Genomic DNA, 17,035 nt, shown 5'->3' with positions numbered 1-17,035 from the left:
AATTATAGTTTTTCTGTATTTGATTTGATTTTAGCCAAAGAAGCTTCAATATCCTTCCCAATGATTTTGTCCATATCCATAAAAAGTAGCGTAATGTTCATTGGCCAATCCATACCACTATGGTATTCCCATAATAGATTGGTTTTATTAGCACCAATTTCTTTTAGATAAAGTGAACCATTTGCTGTAAACGTATAAGGTTCTAAAAATCGAAGTTCAAAATCAATTCTTTTGTTTTCTACTAGATTTGTGGTTTCCCATTCTCCTTTACCTGTTTTTTTACTTTTACTGGAAAAATGAAGTGTAGCTCCTTTTTTACCATCTTCGCTTCCTTTTATTTCAATTTTCGTATTAAGGTCGTAACTCAACCATTGATTAAATAGTTTTTGATTTTTATGAAAACGTAGAAACTCATATATCTCTGAGTTACTATTATTTAAGGTGATTTCACGTTTAATGGTGTATTTTTTTGCTGTAAATATGGCAATAACACACAATACACTGATTATAGCAATTACAACAACTGCGATTTTTAATACTAACATTTTCATTTAATTTGATTGGTTTTGATTTATTTTGAAACAAAATTAAATGAACCTAAATCAATTAAATGGTGCAAAAGCGGGAATAAATGGTGTTTATCGGGTTGTGTAGTTTTTTCTGAATGTTAGTGGACTGGTTGAAGTATGCTTACGGAAGAAGTTACCAAAATTAGAAGTGTCAGAAAAGCCTAATTGATGCGCTATTTCAGCTATGCTTAAATTAGTGAATTGAATCAGTGATTTTGCCTCCTTTATAAGCCTGTCATTAATATGCGAAAGTGCTTTTTTATTAGTTTCAGTTTTAACGGTTTTAGATAAGTGACTAGCACTGATATTTAATAAGGTAGCATATTCTTTAACTGTTCGTTTTTCGAGGTAATGAACATTCACCAATTTTAAATATTGATTTGTAATGGAATGACTAGAATTTATTAATAGTTGTAATTCATTTTGAATCTTAGTAAATTCTTTTAGATTATAGAGTAAGGCAAGAAATTTATGTGTAGTAACTTTGGAAAAGACATCTATATTTTCATAAGATTTAAATACCTCTTCAAATACTGGTACTAATTCTTGATATTTTTTATTTTCTAGTTGAAATAAGTTGATGTTTAAAATATTAAAAAATGGGAATTCATTAAAAAAATCAAATTTTAAAAAATTAAAGTATTCCTGTTTAAAATAAATGAGATAACCTTCCGTATTTTTTTCTTTGTAAAAACTATAAATCAAGTTTGAACATTGAAAAGTGAGAAATGACTCTTTTATATGATCATCTTGATTGTTATAAATAACATTGGTTTTTCCTTTAGATGTTATTAAACCTATAAAAAAAAAATCTCTACGAAATGGAGCTTTGTAAATTTCATCTTTATGCTCTTCTAAACGCATACAATAAAACATAGGATTTTTAGTCCTATGATTGACAGGTATTGATTCTAGAAAATCATTAATAGAAGTATAAAAAGGAATACTTTTCTCTTTCATTAAATTTCTATTCTTATATAGTTAATGTTTGTTTTGAATTACAAAGAAAAGATATTTAGAAAAACAATCATAGTTATAAGTTGTTTGATAGTAGTTTATTATAATAAGTTAAATTATTTTTTTATGAGATTTTATATCAGTTAAACTGAATTTATCTCTCAAAACCTTCATATCCTCACTTACTTTTTTATCCAAAATTTTCGCATAATGTTGGGTAGTCCATAAATTTTTATGCCCCAACATTTTACTTACGCTTTCTATAGGAACACCATTTGTAAGTGTTACGGTGGTTGCAAAAGTGTGGCGTGCAATATGAAAAGTTAAATCTTTTTCAATTTCACAAACACCTGCAATTTCTTTAAGATAGGCATTCATTTTCTGATTACTCAAAATAGGAAGCAGTCTGTTTTCGTTTATACATTGCGGGTGCTGTGCATACTTGTCAATTATCATTTGTGTAACAGGGAGTATGGGAATTTTTGAAGCGGATTCTGTTTTTTGTCTGTGAGTAAATACCCATTTCTCTCCATCGATTCCAATGCTTATATGCAGTTTTGTTAAATTTTTGACATCAATGTATGCTAATCCTGTAAAGCAACTAAAAAGGAAGATATCACGAACTAGCGATAGTCTTTCTGTCTTAAAATCTTTATTCAACATGGTTTGGATTTCTTCTTCTGTTAAATATACACGCTCGACTTCTCTAACTTTTGCTTTATAATTGGCGAATGGATTTTTGTCTAGCCAATCATTGGCCAAACATATCTTTATGATTTTACCGAAATTCTTGATGTATTTAGCAGCTGTGTTATTATTGCAATTTCTAACACTTCTTAAATAAAATTCATAATCTGTTATGAAAGCATGATTGATTTTTGCAATATTTATATCCGATATTTGATATTTCCATTCTAAAAAAGCTATTGTGTGTTTTAAAGATGTTTTGTAACGCTCTAATGTTCCTGGAGCATATTCTTTTCCAACCAGTTCTTTAATTTTGTTATTATGATCTTTGAAGATTGGAATTAACATTCTTTGTTTATCATCAACACCTTGAAGTTTAGATTTTAAAACTGCAGAGGTTGCAGTTATTTTGTCTTTCAATATTGTGTGGTGTGTATCATAAACTTGCTGCTCTAACGTTTTATATCACAACTAAAGGTACTCATATCTCTCAAAATCTCCATGAGTACTGTCTTAGTATTTCTAAATGTAGGTAGTTTTACCACACACCCTTACGGGTTTCCGTATTCGTAGGGGCTACCCTACCCTTCTATGCGATTTTTAAAAAACTAACTCTTTCCTCTATTTTTTTCTCTTGGAGCTATAGTAATTGTCCCTACAACGGTTCTGGCGTACCAATGTACACGCTCTCAAATTCAATAAAACTATAGGCTATCTTCCCACGTTCGCAACGTATAGGCAGCATCCCAAAATTGAAATTCTAGGTGGCTAGACGTACAAAAAGCATCGGTCATCGCCTGTTGTTGGGCAGTGGTACACTTTGAAGCCAATCTATCTGCAATTTCAATCGCCTGTTTTACCAACACGTCAAAGTCGTCACCGGCATAGGTATCTATCCATTTTTTATACGGATTCGCTGCTGTGTTTTGGTTTTCATAAATAAACGTTCCTACTTCTCTATAAATCCAAAAGCAAGGGAGTACTGCGGCAACTGCTACCTCAACACTTGCTAACGTAGCCGTACTTTTTAGAGAATGCACATAGTGATGACAAGCAGGTTGCATGTTGCCTTTCCCCGTCAGGTTGAATTCTTTAAAATAGGATTCGTGAAGTGCGTTTTCTACAACAATTGCCCCTTCAGCAAATTTTATAAAAGCGAGCATATCTGTGACCTCTTGAATTCTACTTGCAATAATTGCCAAGCTTCTACCAAAGTGTTCTAGATAATGGGAATCTTGCGCCATATAGAACTGAAATTTTTCTACCGGCAAGGTTCCCTCCCTTAGTTCCGTAATAAAAGGCATTTTTACGATGGAGTTGTAAATGGGTTTTATGTGCTCCCATGCGTTTGTTGACCAATTCATTTTTTCATAAGTTTTACTGGGTTAAAAAAGTGATTCAAAGGGCCATTCCCTTTACCAATATGTATGTCTTTGCCCTGATAGATGGCTTCTTTTACATAGTTTTGCCCCAAGGTAACGGCTTCCAACATTGAGTTTCCTTGTGCCAAATAAGACGCAATCGCAGACGATAAGCTACACCCTGAACCGTGGGTATTCTTGGTTTCATATTTTTCAAAATGAAATTCATGCACCTCATCCTCTTCACTAAAAAACAAGGAAGTCAGTTGCGTTGTTTTCAAGTGGCCTCCTTTCAGCAATATGTTTTTGGCGCCTAGCTGTTTTATTTTATTTCCAGCCAGATACATTTCCTCAACGGTTTCAATTTTCATATCGGCCAAAATGCCTGCTTCGTCAAGATTGGGTGTGATGATATCTGCAATAGGAAAAAGAGTGTTCACGATACGCTGTATGGTTTCATTTTCAATTAATTTATGACCGCTTGTTGCTACCATCACGGGATCGAACACTATGGGCATTTTAGGGTAGTTACGCAAGGTTTCGACGATGGTCGTCACCAATTCGCTGGTATGCACCATTCCTATTTTTAGTGCATCTGGAAAAATATCTTCCAGTACTGCCTCTATTTGCTCTTTTACAGCTTGGTAAGGAACAGGGTAAATTGACCGTACGCCCACCGTGTTTTGAACTGGCAATGCTGTGAGTACCGAAGTGGCATAACACCCCAAAGCTGACATCGTTTTAATATCTGCTTGAATTCCGGCACCACCGCTAGGATCGAAACCTGCAATGGTCAACGTTGTGATGTACTGCTTTTTTTTCATAGTGCTTTTTCAATTTGATTTCTCAGTGTAAATGCAGCCATCGCAGGGTCTTTTGCCGCGCAGATGGCCGAAACAACAGCAATGCAATCGGCTCCCGCTTTTACAACCTCAAATACATTGTCCGAATTCATATTTCCAATTGCTATTAATGGTTTATTGGTTTCTCTTCGGATTTGTGAAACCCCTTCCAGTCCCCATTCGGTGATGGTATCTATTTTGGTTGGCGTTTTAAATACCGGACTAACTGCCAAACAATCGGAAGCTGCTACCTCCTTGCTTTTCATTTGTGCTAGATATTCGATGGAATAGCCTATCGATTTGCAGTCCTTCCACACAGCCCGAATCTGAGAAGGTGTCACATCATTATTCCCTACATGAATTCCGTAGGCTCCTACGTGTTGTGCTACTTCCAGATTGTCGTTTATAATTAAGGGAGTGTCCGTTTTAACAAGCACCTCTTGTAATCGAAAAGCTATTTCACGAAACTTGGAATTTGAGGCCTTTTTCTCTCTCAGTTGCACGATATCGACTCCTCCTAAAATTGCCTGTTCTGCAACTTGTAAAAAATCACGCCCAGCGCAACCTTCTTCAGAAATTACGAGGTACAGTTTGTATGGAAATACTTCTTTCACGATACTCGTTCTATGTTACAATGCTGTGTAAATTCCGCTTCCGTAATGTTATAAAGTTTATCCAGCAGTAAAACTTGTAAGCTTCCGGGACCTTTTGCTTCTTTTGCTGCAATTTCTCCTGCGATTGCCATTAAAGCTGTTGCGGCGAGTACGGCTTCTGTTTTGTCTTCAATTACAGCTATAAATGCTCCAATAATCGCAGTAGCCGAACACCCTAATCCTGTAACTTTAGTCATTAGCGGACTCCCATTTTTTACCTGTATTTGCCGTTCTCCTGAAACCACAATATCTGTTTCACCAGAAATACAAATCACCGCCCCAAATGTTTCATTAAGAACCTTTGCAGCTTCGATAGCCTCCGAACTGTGAGCCGTACTATCGACTCCTTTTGTTTTCGTTTTATTGAATTTGGCAAGTGCTAAGATTTCAGATGCGTTTGCTCTGATGACCGTGGGTTTCAAATCCACTAATTTTGACAAGGTACTGTCTCTAAAATGGGTGGCTCCAGCGCCCACTGGATCTAAAATAAAGGGTTTGCTTGCCTGGTTTGCTTTCTTTGCAGCCTTACACATAGCTTCCACCCAATATTCGTCGAGCGTCCCTATGTTGATGACTAACGAAGCACACAAGCTGGTCATTTCGTCAATTTCAGCATGAGCGTGCGCCATAATAGGCGATGCTCCTACCGCCAGTAATGCATTGGCGGTGTTATTCATCACTACAAAATTTGTGATATTATGAACTAAGGGTGATTTTTTTCGAACGAGAAGGATGTTTTTCCAAAGAGATGCTACCATAGATGTATTTTTTAAAATTATAAATACGGCTGAAGGCTTCTCTAGAATGAGAAAGATACTATAAAAGGAAGAAATGTTCTTCAAACTTTTCCCTACGCCAGTGTGAACTGGATCAGGTTCAAAGGGACTGTCTCAATTCTTTACAGAATACCCCTAAAGCCACATCAAAAATAGTCAAAAAATGGTGTTTATTTTACTTTAATTTAGAATTCTGAACACGAAGCTTCAAATGTAGTGTTTAAAGTAAGTCTGTTATAAACTATATCTTATTCATAATTAATACGATCGCGTATGGTACCGTCTTGCCTGTGGATAATGACATCGGCTTTGTGTTTTCTAGCGAGTTGTTTGGCTTTTTTAATGGCAGTATCTTGGCGCCTGTGTTTAGATGTGATTCGTTTATTGCCTTCGCGTCGTACTGCCCAATCGTCTTCGTAGGGCACCACATGTTGATGCCACGTTCTTTTGCGTTTGTTCATGCTTTTTAAGAGCACTTCAATTATTTCACGGAAGGCTGTAAACCATGAATTCTTGGTCGTTTTGGGCATGTATGGTTTGTTTTTTTATTGAATTAGCTCTTTTTTTTTCTGAAAAATAGAACTCGCCTATAAAGTAACAACTTTCAAACGTACGTCACAAATAACTACTCGTAAAGAGAGGTGATAAATCATGAAGCTAGACATAAAACTTTTCTCTATTTTGAAATAGTTTCGTAGTTTTAGTACTTCTTCTCCCCGCAAAGACCCACCTCATCCTATGAGTATCATTGCGAGATTGCATGTTGATGATAAGCAATTCAACATTCTTAACTACCAATTAGCTTTTAAACGACCTTATGATTTTTTAGGAAAACCTTCCTCTAAAACCATTGGAGGCCTTTTTGAAATCACTCTAGAAAGCACCAAAGACGAACTCTTCTCTGAATGGGCCATACAGCCAAACATGATGAAGCAAGCGAAAATTGTACAGTCTTCTGTTCGCATGGACGGAAAAAGTAGAACCTTCGACCTTATTGATGTACACTGCTTGAAAAATAAAGTGAGTTTTAATTCGGTTAACAATCGACCAATGACCAATCGTATTATTTTGTCTCCTGCGATTCTGAAACTAGACGGATTAGTACTATTTGAAAAATTCTGGAAGGTTACCGATCTGAATACTCAAAATAGCATGCCCCCTATACCGTACCATAAAGCCGAACTGATTTCTTATTTCATTACCGATGAAAATGGCAACGAATTGAAAGAATATGAAACAGGAGCTAAAATACAGTTGCATATTGAAACCAAAAATGCAGTTGGGAAAAACATCAGTATATCCATCAAAGACAAGACTCACGACTTTCTACACAACGGACAACGGTTAGAGAACGACACACTTTCAGCATATACCATTACAACAGATTTGGAGAAACTAGAACTCGACATCATCGCGCAACAAAACTAAGGCATGGGAAGAAACACATTTACAGTTAACCTAGAAGGAGAAGTCAAGTCGGTGAGCATTACCATCGCCAAACCGGAGTTTATTGAAGGTTGGTGGACAAGCGACAAGGAAGGAAAAACACTTTTGCAAAAATCGAAACTTGGCGAAACCGTTTATTTTCATGTGGAAGTAAAAGGAATTGCTGTCGGCCAAGAATTAGAACTAAATCTTGCGGAGTTTGATTATAATGGGAGTGGCGGTTTTATTTTTAGTGACATCATAGATCCTGATGATCGTAAATTCCCCGATGATGCGGTCCTAAAAAAAACTTCTATTGAACAAAAAGGAAACAAGCGCATTGCCACGGTTGCGCTTTTTCTAAATGAAAAATGGCAGGGTATTATCAAGGACGATCACGATGTTTGGTTTTCGTTAGACGAAGCGATTGAGCTTTACTGGGAAGTGGTTTATGGTTCCTTGAAAAAATCACTTCCGAATAAGAAAGAAGACTATTTAAAAGTACGGCAATCTGACAGAACGCTTTACTTTAAACCCCCTGCTCTCGGACACAACCTCCCAGAATTACTTAGCAAGGATGGAAGTCCGTTACTCCTCATGAAATTTATAATGGGAAAAGTCAAAGGGAAAATCACATCCAAAGCAATAGATTTTGCCAAGAAAAAGATGGAACTCAAAATAAGCGACATAGCACTCACAAAACTCCAAAGAGGGAGCTTGGTTACAAATACGGGGCGAGTGCAAACCAATATAAATGCAGAAATTTTTAAAACTGACACCTATACCAATGACGGAGTCTTTATGGAAGAATTAAAGAAAAGAAAAAACTGGGGGAATGCTACAGAAACCACCAAAGGGATTAGTCAGTACGATTATTTTACTCAATCTGGAAAGCGAGTTCGCGTATTGGGTTTTTTAAAAAATTTTGATACAGGCTTAGATTTTTTTGATTTGCTGAAGTTTGGAATGGAAGACGAACTAGATACAAATTCACCTCTTGGATCTCTCGGAATGGGAGGTCTTGGCACACTTGGAAGCACTTTTGCGTTGGTTAATTCTGTAGCGGGTCTTTTGGTAAAACAAATGAAGCAAGAAGATGACATTTTTATGGAAGAAGTGGTTCAGCAAGAATTGCAAGTCGCTAAGACAAAAGGTATTGAGGGAATTCGTAAATTTGTTAGCGACTGGGGGCATAATGAGGAGTATGCATTTAGACTTGAAAAGTTCTCAACAGGAGTTACTAATGAAATTCTTAAAGGAACTTATATTACTTTAAGAGAGGCAAGACAAGCCTCACATAATCAAACAAAAAATGACACAAAATTTATAAACATTCTCTATAGAATTTCATACAGTCAATCAAAGGAAAAGTATATAGAAGTTCTCGAAACCATATTTTATGATGAGTATTTATCTTAAATTTCAAATAATTGCTTTTGTACTACTTAGTACTACAAGCTGTACTAAACAAAAAGAAATTGTAGTAACAGAACTACAATCCGAACTACCTATTTACTTTGATTATGATGGTGAAAAAGAAGTTCTGTGGCGTTTAAATGTTCCTCAAAAAATACAAATAGAGAACACAAAATCTTATGATATTTTTTTAGAAAGCGTCCAGCAAATTAGAGACCTATCGAGTGCTAGAGTATTTGAATTGAAAAATGGTAAATTACACGATACACACTTTAAGAAAAATCTCATAAAAAAAGGAGATTTAAAAACATTTATCATAACTTCTAATCACCACATAACAAATAAGTCTTTAGTTTATCAAGAGTCGCTAAAAGAACTATTTATCAATAAAAAAGGGGAAATAATCAACGATTCTATTCCAGTTGAATACATAAATAACTTAAAACCCAACCAACGAAACCTGATAAAAGCCATTATAGCAAAAGATAGTTTAGAAATTCATTTTTTAAAAGACAAATCTAGTCCTGGTTTTGAAAAACCCGTTAAAATCCCAGTAGCTAGGTAAACAAGAATACAAACCTCCTAAATACCGTTAACTGTTGCTCACCATAATAGCATCCCTTTTTTTACTAGGCTTTCTCACACTACTCAATTACTTTAATTTAGAGGATAAGAATCGTATTGACCATGATATCCTCCAGGAATTAAAAAAAGAGTGTGATTCTTTCACTCTAGATGTATCCACCATCGCTATTAAGCATCGTAGCTGGAAAAAGGAGATCATGGTAGACATGTACGGAAATAAAATAAATCCTAATGCGGTGAGAAAGGATGGATTTTTTGAGTTTAAAAAAGTAAATGAATACAAAAGTGATCTTACAATACCGATTTCATACAAAGGGGAAACCATTGAATTTTTAACAACTCTATATGTTGATGGAGATTGGCTAGGCATCAAATTTTATCAACAGAAAGAAACAACCTTTTACATCAACAAAAAGAACATAGAAAATAGTTACATTGATTTTCGATTTTTAGAAAACCCTAAAATTGATTACACGCCAGTTCACACCGCAGATTTTTATAAAGATTGGTAGTATGTAAGTTTAAACTATTGACCTATTAAAAAATTGAGTTCCTAATAAACTTTCTTTTTTATTAAAAAACTCCCTTTCTATTTTTATACCTTTGCACCTCAAATTAATCTAAAAAACACACAAAATGGGCGTAGGCGGTTTAGTTATCGGAGCAATTGTTACTTGTCTTATTATAGGAATTATTGTTGAAATTAAGGAGAGAACTTAAGTTACCTTCCTTACATTTTAAAAGAAATAGAAAACCATTATTTTTTGAGTACTCAAAAAATAATGGTTTCGTATCTAATATGATGAACGCCTGAAGAAACGCTATGCACTCTTAAAATTAGAGCTTGCACCTGTTGAGCTTTTCTGACTGTAAAACGCTAATAAGCTTCTATAAAATCGCTCTTGCTTCTCCCCTTCTTCCAAACATCCTTTTAAAGTGTCTTCCAAATTCGTGTAATTCACTTTTGCTGAAACAGCCTCATCGATACCGTATAATTTAAAATCAACTTTTCTAGTAGGCTTTGAATTCCACAAAGAAATAAGCTTTTTATCGTAATCTATGGTTACTGCAATCGCATTAAAGAAAAACTTTAATAACGATTTGTGTAAACTATAATAAGTATCTCCAGAATTTTCTATATCGCAGCTTACTTCTATAAGCTCCCGCATTTTTTGATTCACTAATTTATTTGAATTTTCCATAACTCGACTTTCTATGGAATAAAATTAGGTATTATCAGACGAAAAAAAAGGAGTTAGATTGAAGTTTAGCTTCAATTTAACTCCCTGAATAAGGCTATGTTAAAGAATTTAAGGACTGAGAAACTTATTTTTCAGTTTCCATGCCTTTATCCTCCCAATTGGTAATCCCTCCTTGAAGGTCATATACTTTTGTGAAGCCTAAATCAGTTAAAATTTTTGCTGCTTTTGCACTTCTTCCACCTCGTTTACAATACAAGTAAACAGGCTTGTTTTTATCTAAGGTTTTTACTTTTTCTTGAAAATCGGACGTTGTCACACAAATATTCTGTGCGTCTTTTAAATGACTCACACCATATTCTTCTTGCGTTCTAACATCTACCAATTGTGCACTAGAATCATTACTGTTATAAACAGCATCATACACCTCTTGTGGCGTTACAACCTTCATTACAGAGGAAGTTTCTTTGTTTTTACACCCCAAAAAGGTTAAAGACACCCCTACTAAAACTAAAAAGAATATTTTTTTCATACGTGTTTTAATTAAACTGTTGTTTCACCTTCCCATTCCATAAATCCACCCATAAGGTTATAGGTGTTTTTAAAACCTAATGAATTTAGAATAGCACAAGCTTGTCCGCTTCTGCCTCCAGAACGACAATATACATAGTAATTTTTAGAAGCATCCATCTTTTTTGCTGCATCCATAAACGGACCTGCATTAAATATATCCATATGGATTCTATTAGGAATACTTCCTTCGCTCACTTCTGCTTCAGTACGAACATCCAAAATTACCGCGTTATCATCGTTTGCTAATTGTTCGCTCCATTGTGTCTGTGTCAAATCTGCCATTGTTGCTAGTATTTATAAATTTTCAGTAAAAATAAGAATTCAGTTTCTTCTTAGACATAAAAAAACCGAAAACGTTACAACGATTTCGGTTTTTATATACAGTATGAGAAATAGTTAAACCTTCACAGAACAACCAATTGCTTTGGTTTCTTTTACAGTTACTTCTTTTCCTGCTAACAATTCTTCAATTGCATTTGCTAAAAATTGCTCTTTTACTCCAGCTGCGTCACGTACGTTATCATCAATTGCACCAATGTATTTTACAATATTTTTGCCGTTTTCTTTCTGTAACAAATATACGTGTGGTGTTTTTGTTGCTCCATAAGCAGCATAAATTTTATCTTTTGCATCGTATAAATACGGGAAGTTAAATTCTTTCTCTTCTGCTTTCTCTTGCATTAATTCATAGGTATCGTCTGGTTGTACTTTAGGATCGTTCGGGTTAATTGCAATTACAGGATATCCTTTGCTATTATATTTTTCATCCAATGCGATAATTCGATCCTCACTCGCAACTGCAAACGGACAAGTATTACAGGTAAAAATTACGATAAATCCTTTTGCATCTTTATAATCTGCTAAAGAAACCATGCTACCATCCACATCTTTTAATTTAAAATCGGTAGCTTCATCTCCAATCGTATACCCATTTGATATTGGTGCTGTTTCTGAATTTTTAAAACTACTAAACACAACCGTTCCAACGATTGCTACTAGTACTACTAAATAAGCGGCTCTTTTTTTCATGATTTATTTTTTATAAAATTGATTTAACTTCGGTTTCAAGGGTTTCAAAACTAAATGATTGTTCGTAAAATTTTCGTTCGTTATTTTTATAAATTAAGGTTGCCGGAATCGCACCACTCCATGTTTCAGAAACTTTCGGAATCCAACGATTTGCATTTGTATCGTCTAACAATACCACTTCCGATTGGATGTTATTTTTTTCTATAAAAGGAATGACTTGCGATGTTAACTTTTCAGGAAAATCAAGGCTTACCAAAATCACCTTCACTTTTTGATCGGCATAGGTTTCATTCAATTGTTCAAAAGCAGGCAATTCTTCAATACAAGGTTTACACCAAGTGGCCCAAAAATTAACCACATAAGTTGTGTCATCCTTACGGTTGAGTAAAGGCTCCAATTCGTCAAAATTATAACTCGGTATTTTTTCTTCGGAAGGATTTACAGTTTCATCAACGTGTATTGCTTCAGAAGAAACCTCTTTCTTTCCTTCATGACAGGATTGAAGCACCACCAAGACCATTAATAAGAATATGTTTTTCATGCACTAAAAATATTCATTGAAAATCTATTTCAGAAACCCTTTAACAATAGATTATGAGCATCCCATCAAAAATCAAATTAAAATTATGTTAAAATAAATTTTCAGAAGTAAAAAGCAGTACATTTGTATCTACAACTATTGTAGCAACAACTATGAAGATTGAAGAAGTTATAAAATCTAAAAACAAAATGTCCATCACCACCAAAACGGTGATTAATTTAATGTACACCTCTCGTATTATTGAAGAAGCAGTAGTTTCTGCATTGAAACCTTACGACTTAACACCACAACAGTTTAATGTACTTCGTATTTTAAGAGGTCAGAAAGGAAGTCCCGCAAACCTATCAACCCTTCAAGAAAGAATGGTAGATAAAAACAGTAACACCACACGCTTGGTAGATAAACTGATAAAAAAAGGGTGGGTAAACCGAAACACCTGCAAATTAAATAGACGGAAGGTTGAAATTTTTATCACAAAAGAGGGACTACTACTATTAGAAACGCTTGACCCTATTACGGAACAAGCAAATGAAAAGGCATTAAACAATCTTTCTCAACAACAATTAGAAGATTTTAATCATTTATTAGACACATTACGAGATTCTTAAAACAATAACTATTAATACAAATAAAAATGAAAACAACAATTAAAACACTATTAGTACTCGCAGTCGTATTTGGAACTGCCGCATTTACAACTTCAACAATCGAAAGAAAAGAAGTTAAAGAAGGAACAATCACTTGGAAAGGAAAGAAAATTTTAGGATCACACACTGGAACTATCGACCTTAAAAGTGGATACCTAGAGATGGATGGTGATGCTTTAACCGGTGGTGAGTTTATTGTAGATATGACAACTATTGTTTGTACAGACTTAGAAGGTGATACGAAAGGAAAATTGGAAGGTCACTTAAAAAGTGATGATTTTTTTGGTGTTGAAAACCATCCTATTGCAACATTAACGATTAAAAAAGCAACTAAATCTGGAAACACTTATGCCGTAACTGGTGACCTAATGATTAAAGGGGTTACAGAATCTATTGATTTTGATTTAGAAATGGGTGATAGTGGCGCTAGCACTTCAGTAAAAGTTGACCGTACGAAATACGGAATCAAATACGGATCTGGCGATTTCTTTGATAGCTTAGGAGACAATGCGATCTCTAATAAATTTGAATTAGACGTAGTTCTAAAATTTTAAGGAACTTTAATTTGTCATTCTAAATTTCATTTATATCTTTGAAGTTCAATATATGAATACAATAACAGTAAATACTTGGTGGTGGAAAAACTTACGTCAAAAGTCGTGAGCTAAGCACTATTAGTATACTCTATATACAAAGGCTTGTCTAACACGACAAGCCTTTTTTTTTGTTTAAAAAACAACCATTTAGCATCAGCATACATTACTATAAAAATGAAAAACAAATCGAAATATCACCTTACTAGCTATTCCAAAAAGCTATTGGCAGACACCTTAACACCTGTTTCGGTATACCTGAGACTGCGCGATAAATTCCCAAACAGTCTATTGCTAGAAAGTAGCGATTATCATGCAAACGATAATAGCTTCAGTTATATTTGTTGCAATCCCATCGCCTTTATTAAAATTGAAAATGAAGTAATAACTCAGCAATTCCCTGATGGAACATCTTCAGAAACAACAATTACTTCGGAAACAAATGTACCCTTGGTTTTGGAAGCATTTGCGAGCTCTTTTTCTTCGGAAGACAACGCGTTTAAGTTTATAAACAACGGTCTCTTTGGATATATGGCGTACGATTCTGTTCGCTATTTTGAAAGTGTCGCTATCGATAAAAGCAAATCAAAATTGGGAATGCCCGATATGTATTATGCCGTGTATCAAAATGTAATTGCTATCAATCATTTTAACAATGAAGCTTATCTGTTTGCACACTGTTTCAATACTGAAAATAACATTCCGAAGTTAGAACAACTTTTAAGGTCAAAGAATTTTGCTGAATATCCTTTTTTGCGAAAAGGCGAACCCACTACAAATTTAGACGACGAAGGTTTTAAAAAATTGGTACGTAAATGCAAAGAGCACTGCCAACGAGGTGATGTGTTTCAAATTGTACCGAGCAAACGATTTACACAAGAATTTACAGGCGATGAGTTTAATGTATACCGCGCCTTACGAAGTGTAAACCCTTCCCCCTATCTTTTCTTTTTCGACTACGGAAAATTCAAAATATTCGGAAGCTCTCCTGAAGCCCAACTAGTGGTGAGTGGAGATCGCGCCGAAATTCATCCCATCGCCGGAACCTTCAAACGTACCGGAAATGACGAACAAGATGCCGAACTTTCGAAACAACTTTCCGCAGATAAAAAAGAGAATAGCGAACACGTCATGCTAGTCGATTTGGCAAGAAACGATTTAAGCAGACATGGAAGCAATGTAAAAGTAGAAACCTACCGAGAAGTACAATTTTTCTCGCATGTGATTCACTTGGTTAGTAAAGTGACAGCCACCAAAAACCCAGGAACGCCAACCATGCAAATTGTAGCCGACACATTCCCTGCAGGAACATTAAGTGGCGCACCGAAACACAACGCCATGAAATTACTGGAAGAATACGAAAACATAAACCGAGAATTTTATGGAGGTGCTATTGGTTTTATGGACTTTAAAGGAAATTACAACCACGCCATTATCATCCGTTCTTTTGTAAGTAAAGATCATAAACTAAACTACCAAGCAGGCGCGGGTGTCGTTTCAAGTAGTGACGAAGAAAAAGAATTACAAGAAGTATATAACAAATTAGGAGCCTTAACAAAAGCACTACAACTTGCTGAAACCCTATAAATATGAAAGTATTAGTAATAGATAATTACGACAGTTTTGTGTACAATTTAGTGCATTATTTGGAAGAACTAGACTGTGAAGTAACCGTACTTAGAAACGATCGTTTCGACTTGGAAGAAGTTGCTCACTATGATAAAATTTTACTTTCTCCAGGTCCTGGAATTCCAGACGAAGCAGGATTATTGAAAGACGTTATCAAACAATATGCAACCTCTAAAAGTATTTTAGGAGTGTGCCTAGGACAACAAGCCATTGGTGAAGTTTTTGGAGGTACTCTCGAAAATCTTAGTGAAGTTTTTCACGGCGTTGCAACCAAAGCAACCCTTTTAGTAAACGATGAACCGCTTTTTAAAGGTCTAGAAAACGAAATTGAAATCGGTCGCTACCATTCGTGGGTAGTTTCTAATACCAACTTTCCAGAAACGTTAGAAGTCACTTCAAGAGACGAAAACGGTCAAATTATGTCGCTTCGTCATCGCTTCTACGATGTGCGTGGGGTTCAATTTCACCCAGAAAGTGTACTTACACCAAAAGGGAAACAAATTATTAAAAACTGGGTGACTTCGGAAAGTAAAGTCCCAACGTTTTAAAAAGAAGCTATGAAACACATTTTAAACACACTTATAAATCACGAACCACTTACCAAAGAGGAAGCTAGAGGCGTCTTGGTTTCTATTTCTGAAGGAAAATACAACACCAGTCAGATCGCTTCTTTTCTTACCGTTTATATGATGCGCAGCGTGACCCTTAACGAATTGGAAGGGTTTCGCGATGCCTTATTAGACCTTTGTCTTGCGGTCGATTTATCCGACTATAATACCATCGATTTATGTGGTACAGGGGGCGACGGAAAGGATACGTTTAACATTTCCACCTTAGCTTCTTTCGTAACTGCCGGCGCAGGTGTTCAAGTCACAAAACATGGAAACTACGGTGTTTCATCTGTAAGTGGAAGTAGTAATGTGATGGAGTATTTAGGGATAAAATTTAGTAACGACATCGATTTTTTGAAACAGTCGTTAGATACGGCCGGAATTTGCGTGTTACACGCCCCTTTATTTCATCCTGCAATGAAAAACGTAGCTCCCATTCGGAAGGAATTGGGAACCAAAACATTTTTCAATATGTTGGGACCAATGGTAAACCCTGCCTTTCCTAAAAATCAACTGGTTGGTGTGTTCGATTTGGAACTAGCACGTATGTATGGATATCTATATCAGAACAGCTCTAAAAATTATGCGGTGCTACACGCGATGGATGGTTATGACGAAATTTCATTAACGGGACCCACTAAAGTAATTACAAATGCTTCGGAAACAGTAGTACATCCATCAGATTTTGGAGTACCAAAAATAAAGCAGAGCGATATTTATGGAGGAACTTCTGTTGCAGAATCGGCTCAAATTTTTATCAATGTTTTGAATGGCAGCGGAACAGAAGCACAAAACAATGTGGTTTGTGCCAATGCGGCTATGGCAATTTCAGTCGTAGAAAAATGCACTCTTGAAACTGCTTTCGAAAAGGCAAAAGATTCATTATTCTCAGGGAAGGCTTTAAAATCGTTAGTTGCCTTACAATCATTAAGCATTCAGTAA

General features: G+C 35.3%; 22 protein-coding genes and 1 riboswitch. Of the genes, 9 read left to right on the top strand and 13 right to left on the bottom strand.

The genetic code is table 11. The features are described from left to right. Positions 1-2: 2 nt before the first annotated feature. The 8 genes from BLQ00_RS15950 to BLQ00_RS15915 all read right to left on the bottom strand — a co-directional run bounded on the left by BLQ00_RS15950 (position 3) and on the right by BLQ00_RS15915 (position 6,375). Positions 3-545, bottom strand: a complete 543-nt coding sequence (locus tag BLQ00_RS15950; protein WP_139149440.1) for an SRPBCC family protein — start codon at positions 543-545, stop codon at positions 3-5. A 93-nt stretch (positions 546-638) separates the two neighbouring features. After that, positions 639-1,529: a helix-turn-helix domain-containing protein gene (locus BLQ00_RS15945; protein ID WP_093145319.1), complete on the bottom strand. Its 891-nt coding sequence runs from the start codon at positions 1,527-1,529 to the stop codon at positions 639-641. 108 nt (positions 1,530-1,637) lie between these two features. Then, on the bottom strand, positions 1,638-2,633 hold the full coding sequence (locus BLQ00_RS15940) for a site-specific integrase (RefSeq protein ID WP_229792644.1): 996 nt from the start codon (positions 2,631-2,633) through the stop codon (positions 1,638-1,640). Between the two features lie 284 nt (positions 2,634-2,917). Beyond that, positions 2,918-3,577, bottom strand: coding sequence for a thiaminase II (gene tenA, locus BLQ00_RS15935; protein WP_093145317.1), 660 nt, complete (start codon positions 3,575-3,577; stop codon positions 2,918-2,920). After that, positions 3,574-4,398 carry a bifunctional hydroxymethylpyrimidine kinase/phosphomethylpyrimidine kinase gene (gene thiD / locus BLQ00_RS15930; protein WP_093145316.1) on the bottom strand — a complete coding sequence of 275 codons (825 nt, stop codon included), beginning with the start codon at positions 4,396-4,398 and terminating at the stop codon, positions 3,574-3,576. The genes tenA and thiD overlap by 4 nt, the downstream gene beginning before the upstream one ends. After that, complete coding sequence (thiE, locus tag BLQ00_RS15925; protein WP_093145315.1) at positions 4,395-5,030, bottom strand: thiamine phosphate synthase; 636 nt, start codon at positions 5,028-5,030, stop codon at positions 4,395-4,397. Before thiE ends, thiD begins: the two co-directional genes overlap by 4 nt. Continuing rightward, on the bottom strand, positions 5,027-5,827 hold the full coding sequence (gene thiM, locus BLQ00_RS15920) for a hydroxyethylthiazole kinase (protein WP_093145314.1): 801 nt from the start codon (positions 5,825-5,827) through the stop codon (positions 5,027-5,029). Before thiM ends, thiE begins: the two co-directional genes overlap by 4 nt. Positions 5,828-5,899: 72 nt before the next feature. Further along, positions 5,900-5,992, bottom strand: a riboswitch (TPP riboswitch). Between the two features lie 101 nt (positions 5,993-6,093). Beyond that, positions 6,094-6,375 (bottom strand): DUF2188 domain-containing protein, encoded by a 282-nt coding sequence (locus BLQ00_RS15915; protein ID WP_093145313.1) that lies wholly within the window; start codon positions 6,373-6,375, stop codon positions 6,094-6,096. Positions 6,376-6,583: 208 nt separating this feature from the next. Here BLQ00_RS15915 and tssD point away from each other — a divergent pair, with 208 nt between their 5' ends. The 4 genes from tssD to BLQ00_RS17480 are packed head-to-tail and all read left to right on the top strand — an operon-like array spanning position 6,584 to position 9,783. Further along, entirely contained in the window at positions 6,584-7,273 is a 690-nt protein-coding gene (gene tssD / locus BLQ00_RS15910) for a type VI secretion system tube protein TssD (RefSeq protein ID WP_093145312.1), read from the top strand. Positions 7,274-7,276: 3 nt separating this feature from the next. Then, on the top strand, positions 7,277-8,689 hold the full coding sequence (locus BLQ00_RS15905; RefSeq protein WP_093145311.1) for a hypothetical protein: 1,413 nt from the start codon (positions 7,277-7,279) through the stop codon (positions 8,687-8,689). After that, the gene (locus BLQ00_RS15900; RefSeq protein ID WP_139149439.1) at positions 8,670-9,251 is read left to right on the top strand and encodes a hypothetical protein; all 582 of its coding nucleotides are present in this window, start codon (positions 8,670-8,672) and stop codon (positions 9,249-9,251) included. Before BLQ00_RS15905 ends, BLQ00_RS15900 begins: the two co-directional genes overlap by 20 nt. Positions 9,252-9,285: 34 nt before the next feature. Continuing rightward, positions 9,286-9,783: a hypothetical protein gene (locus tag BLQ00_RS17480; protein ID WP_139149438.1), complete on the top strand. Its 498-nt coding sequence runs from the start codon at positions 9,286-9,288 to the stop codon at positions 9,781-9,783. Between the two features lie 309 nt (positions 9,784-10,092). Here BLQ00_RS17480 and BLQ00_RS15890 read toward each other — a convergent pair whose 3' ends face one another. From BLQ00_RS15890 to BLQ00_RS15870, 5 genes are all read right to left on the bottom strand, one after another. Continuing rightward, positions 10,093-10,473 (bottom strand): hypothetical protein, encoded by a 381-nt coding sequence (locus BLQ00_RS15890; protein WP_093145308.1) that lies wholly within the window; start codon positions 10,471-10,473, stop codon positions 10,093-10,095. A 124-nt stretch (positions 10,474-10,597) separates the two neighbouring features. Beyond that, positions 10,598-11,002, bottom strand: a complete 405-nt coding sequence (locus tag BLQ00_RS15885; RefSeq protein WP_093145307.1) for a rhodanese-like domain-containing protein — start codon at positions 11,000-11,002, stop codon at positions 10,598-10,600. Between the two features lie 11 nt (positions 11,003-11,013). Further along, on the bottom strand, positions 11,014-11,325 hold the full coding sequence (locus BLQ00_RS15880; RefSeq protein ID WP_093145306.1) for a rhodanese-like domain-containing protein: 312 nt from the start codon (positions 11,323-11,325) through the stop codon (positions 11,014-11,016). A 114-nt stretch (positions 11,326-11,439) separates the two neighbouring features. Beyond that, positions 11,440-12,072 (bottom strand): thioredoxin family protein, encoded by a 633-nt coding sequence (locus BLQ00_RS15875; protein WP_093145305.1) that lies wholly within the window; start codon positions 12,070-12,072, stop codon positions 11,440-11,442. A gap of 10 nt (positions 12,073-12,082) precedes the next feature. Further along, on the bottom strand, positions 12,083-12,613 hold the full coding sequence (locus tag BLQ00_RS15870; RefSeq protein ID WP_093145304.1) for a TlpA disulfide reductase family protein: 531 nt from the start codon (positions 12,611-12,613) through the stop codon (positions 12,083-12,085). 152 nt (positions 12,614-12,765) lie between these two features. Here BLQ00_RS15870 and BLQ00_RS15865 point away from each other — a divergent pair, with 152 nt between their 5' ends. The 5 genes from BLQ00_RS15865 (at position 12,766) to trpD (ending at position 17,035) form a co-directional block, all read left to right on the top strand. Next, positions 12,766-13,221, top strand: coding sequence for a MarR family winged helix-turn-helix transcriptional regulator (locus tag BLQ00_RS15865; RefSeq protein WP_093145303.1), 456 nt, complete (start codon positions 12,766-12,768; stop codon positions 13,219-13,221). Between the two features lie 26 nt (positions 13,222-13,247). Then, on the top strand, positions 13,248-13,814 hold the full coding sequence (locus BLQ00_RS15860) for a YceI family protein (RefSeq protein ID WP_093145302.1): 567 nt from the start codon (positions 13,248-13,250) through the stop codon (positions 13,812-13,814). Between the two features lie 216 nt (positions 13,815-14,030). Continuing rightward, entirely contained in the window at positions 14,031-15,440 is a 1,410-nt protein-coding gene (locus BLQ00_RS15855; RefSeq protein ID WP_093145301.1) for an anthranilate synthase component I family protein, read from the top strand. A gap of 2 nt (positions 15,441-15,442) precedes the next feature. Beyond that, the gene (locus BLQ00_RS15850; protein WP_093145300.1) at positions 15,443-16,030 is read left to right on the top strand and encodes an anthranilate synthase component II; all 588 of its coding nucleotides are present in this window, start codon (positions 15,443-15,445) and stop codon (positions 16,028-16,030) included. A gap of 9 nt (positions 16,031-16,039) precedes the next feature. Beyond that, a complete protein-coding gene (gene trpD, locus BLQ00_RS15845; RefSeq protein ID WP_093145299.1) occupies positions 16,040-17,035 on the top strand; it encodes an anthranilate phosphoribosyltransferase in 996 nt (331 codons plus the stop codon).

The sequence above is a fragment of the Ulvibacter litoralis genome (assembly GCF_900102055.1).
Lineage (GTDB): Bacteria > Bacteroidota > Bacteroidia > Flavobacteriales > Flavobacteriaceae > Ulvibacter > Ulvibacter litoralis.
The sequence above is the reverse complement of the archived record's forward strand: the minus strand, read 5'-3'. Positions and strand labels throughout refer to the sequence as shown.

Excerpts from the sequence above, each read along its gene's own strand:
- BLQ00_RS15890 (WP_093145308.1), bottom strand. The coding sequence starts at position 10,473 with ATGGAAAATTCAAATAAATTAGTGAATCAAAAAATGCGGGAGCTTATA.
- BLQ00_RS15870 (WP_093145304.1), bottom strand. The coding sequence starts at position 12,613 with ATGAAAAACATATTCTTATTAATGGTCTTGGTGGTGCTTCAATCCTGT.
- BLQ00_RS15945 (WP_093145319.1), bottom strand. The coding sequence starts at position 1,529 with ATGAAAGAGAAAAGTATTCCTTTTTATACTTCTATTAATGATTTTCTA.
- tenA (WP_093145317.1), bottom strand. The coding sequence starts at position 3,577 with ATGAATTGGTCAACAAACGCATGGGAGCACATAAAACCCATTTACAAC.
- thiM (WP_093145314.1), bottom strand. The coding sequence starts at position 5,827 with ATGGTAGCATCTCTTTGGAAAAACATCCTTCTCGTTCGAAAAAAATCA.
- BLQ00_RS15850 (WP_093145300.1), top strand. The coding sequence starts at position 15,443 with ATGAAAGTATTAGTAATAGATAATTACGACAGTTTTGTGTACAATTTA.
- BLQ00_RS15860 (WP_093145302.1), top strand. The coding sequence starts at position 13,248 with ATGAAAACAACAATTAAAACACTATTAGTACTCGCAGTCGTATTTGGA.
- BLQ00_RS15905 (WP_093145311.1), top strand. The coding sequence starts at position 7,277 with ATGGGAAGAAACACATTTACAGTTAACCTAGAAGGAGAAGTCAAGTCG.
- trpD (WP_093145299.1), top strand. The coding sequence starts at position 16,040 with ATGAAACACATTTTAAACACACTTATAAATCACGAACCACTTACCAAA.
- BLQ00_RS15880 (WP_093145306.1), bottom strand. The coding sequence starts at position 11,325 with ATGGCAGATTTGACACAGACACAATGGAGCGAACAATTAGCAAACGAT.
- BLQ00_RS15885 (WP_093145307.1), bottom strand. The coding sequence starts at position 11,002 with ATGAAAAAAATATTCTTTTTAGTTTTAGTAGGGGTGTCTTTAACCTTT.
- BLQ00_RS15950 (WP_139149440.1), bottom strand. The coding sequence starts at position 545 with ATGTTAGTATTAAAAATCGCAGTTGTTGTAATTGCTATAATCAGTGTA.
- BLQ00_RS15915 (WP_093145313.1), bottom strand. The coding sequence starts at position 6,375 with ATGCCCAAAACGACCAAGAATTCATGGTTTACAGCCTTCCGTGAAATA.
- BLQ00_RS15900 (WP_139149439.1), top strand. The coding sequence starts at position 8,670 with ATGATGAGTATTTATCTTAAATTTCAAATAATTGCTTTTGTACTACTT.
- BLQ00_RS15875 (WP_093145305.1), bottom strand. The coding sequence starts at position 12,072 with ATGAAAAAAAGAGCCGCTTATTTAGTAGTACTAGTAGCAATCGTTGGA.
- BLQ00_RS15865 (WP_093145303.1), top strand. The coding sequence starts at position 12,766 with ATGAAGATTGAAGAAGTTATAAAATCTAAAAACAAAATGTCCATCACC.
- thiD (WP_093145316.1), bottom strand. The coding sequence starts at position 4,398 with ATGAAAAAAAAGCAGTACATCACAACGTTGACCATTGCAGGTTTCGAT.
- tssD (WP_093145312.1), top strand. The coding sequence starts at position 6,584 with ATGAGTATCATTGCGAGATTGCATGTTGATGATAAGCAATTCAACATT.
- BLQ00_RS15855 (WP_093145301.1), top strand. The coding sequence starts at position 14,031 with ATGAAAAACAAATCGAAATATCACCTTACTAGCTATTCCAAAAAGCTA.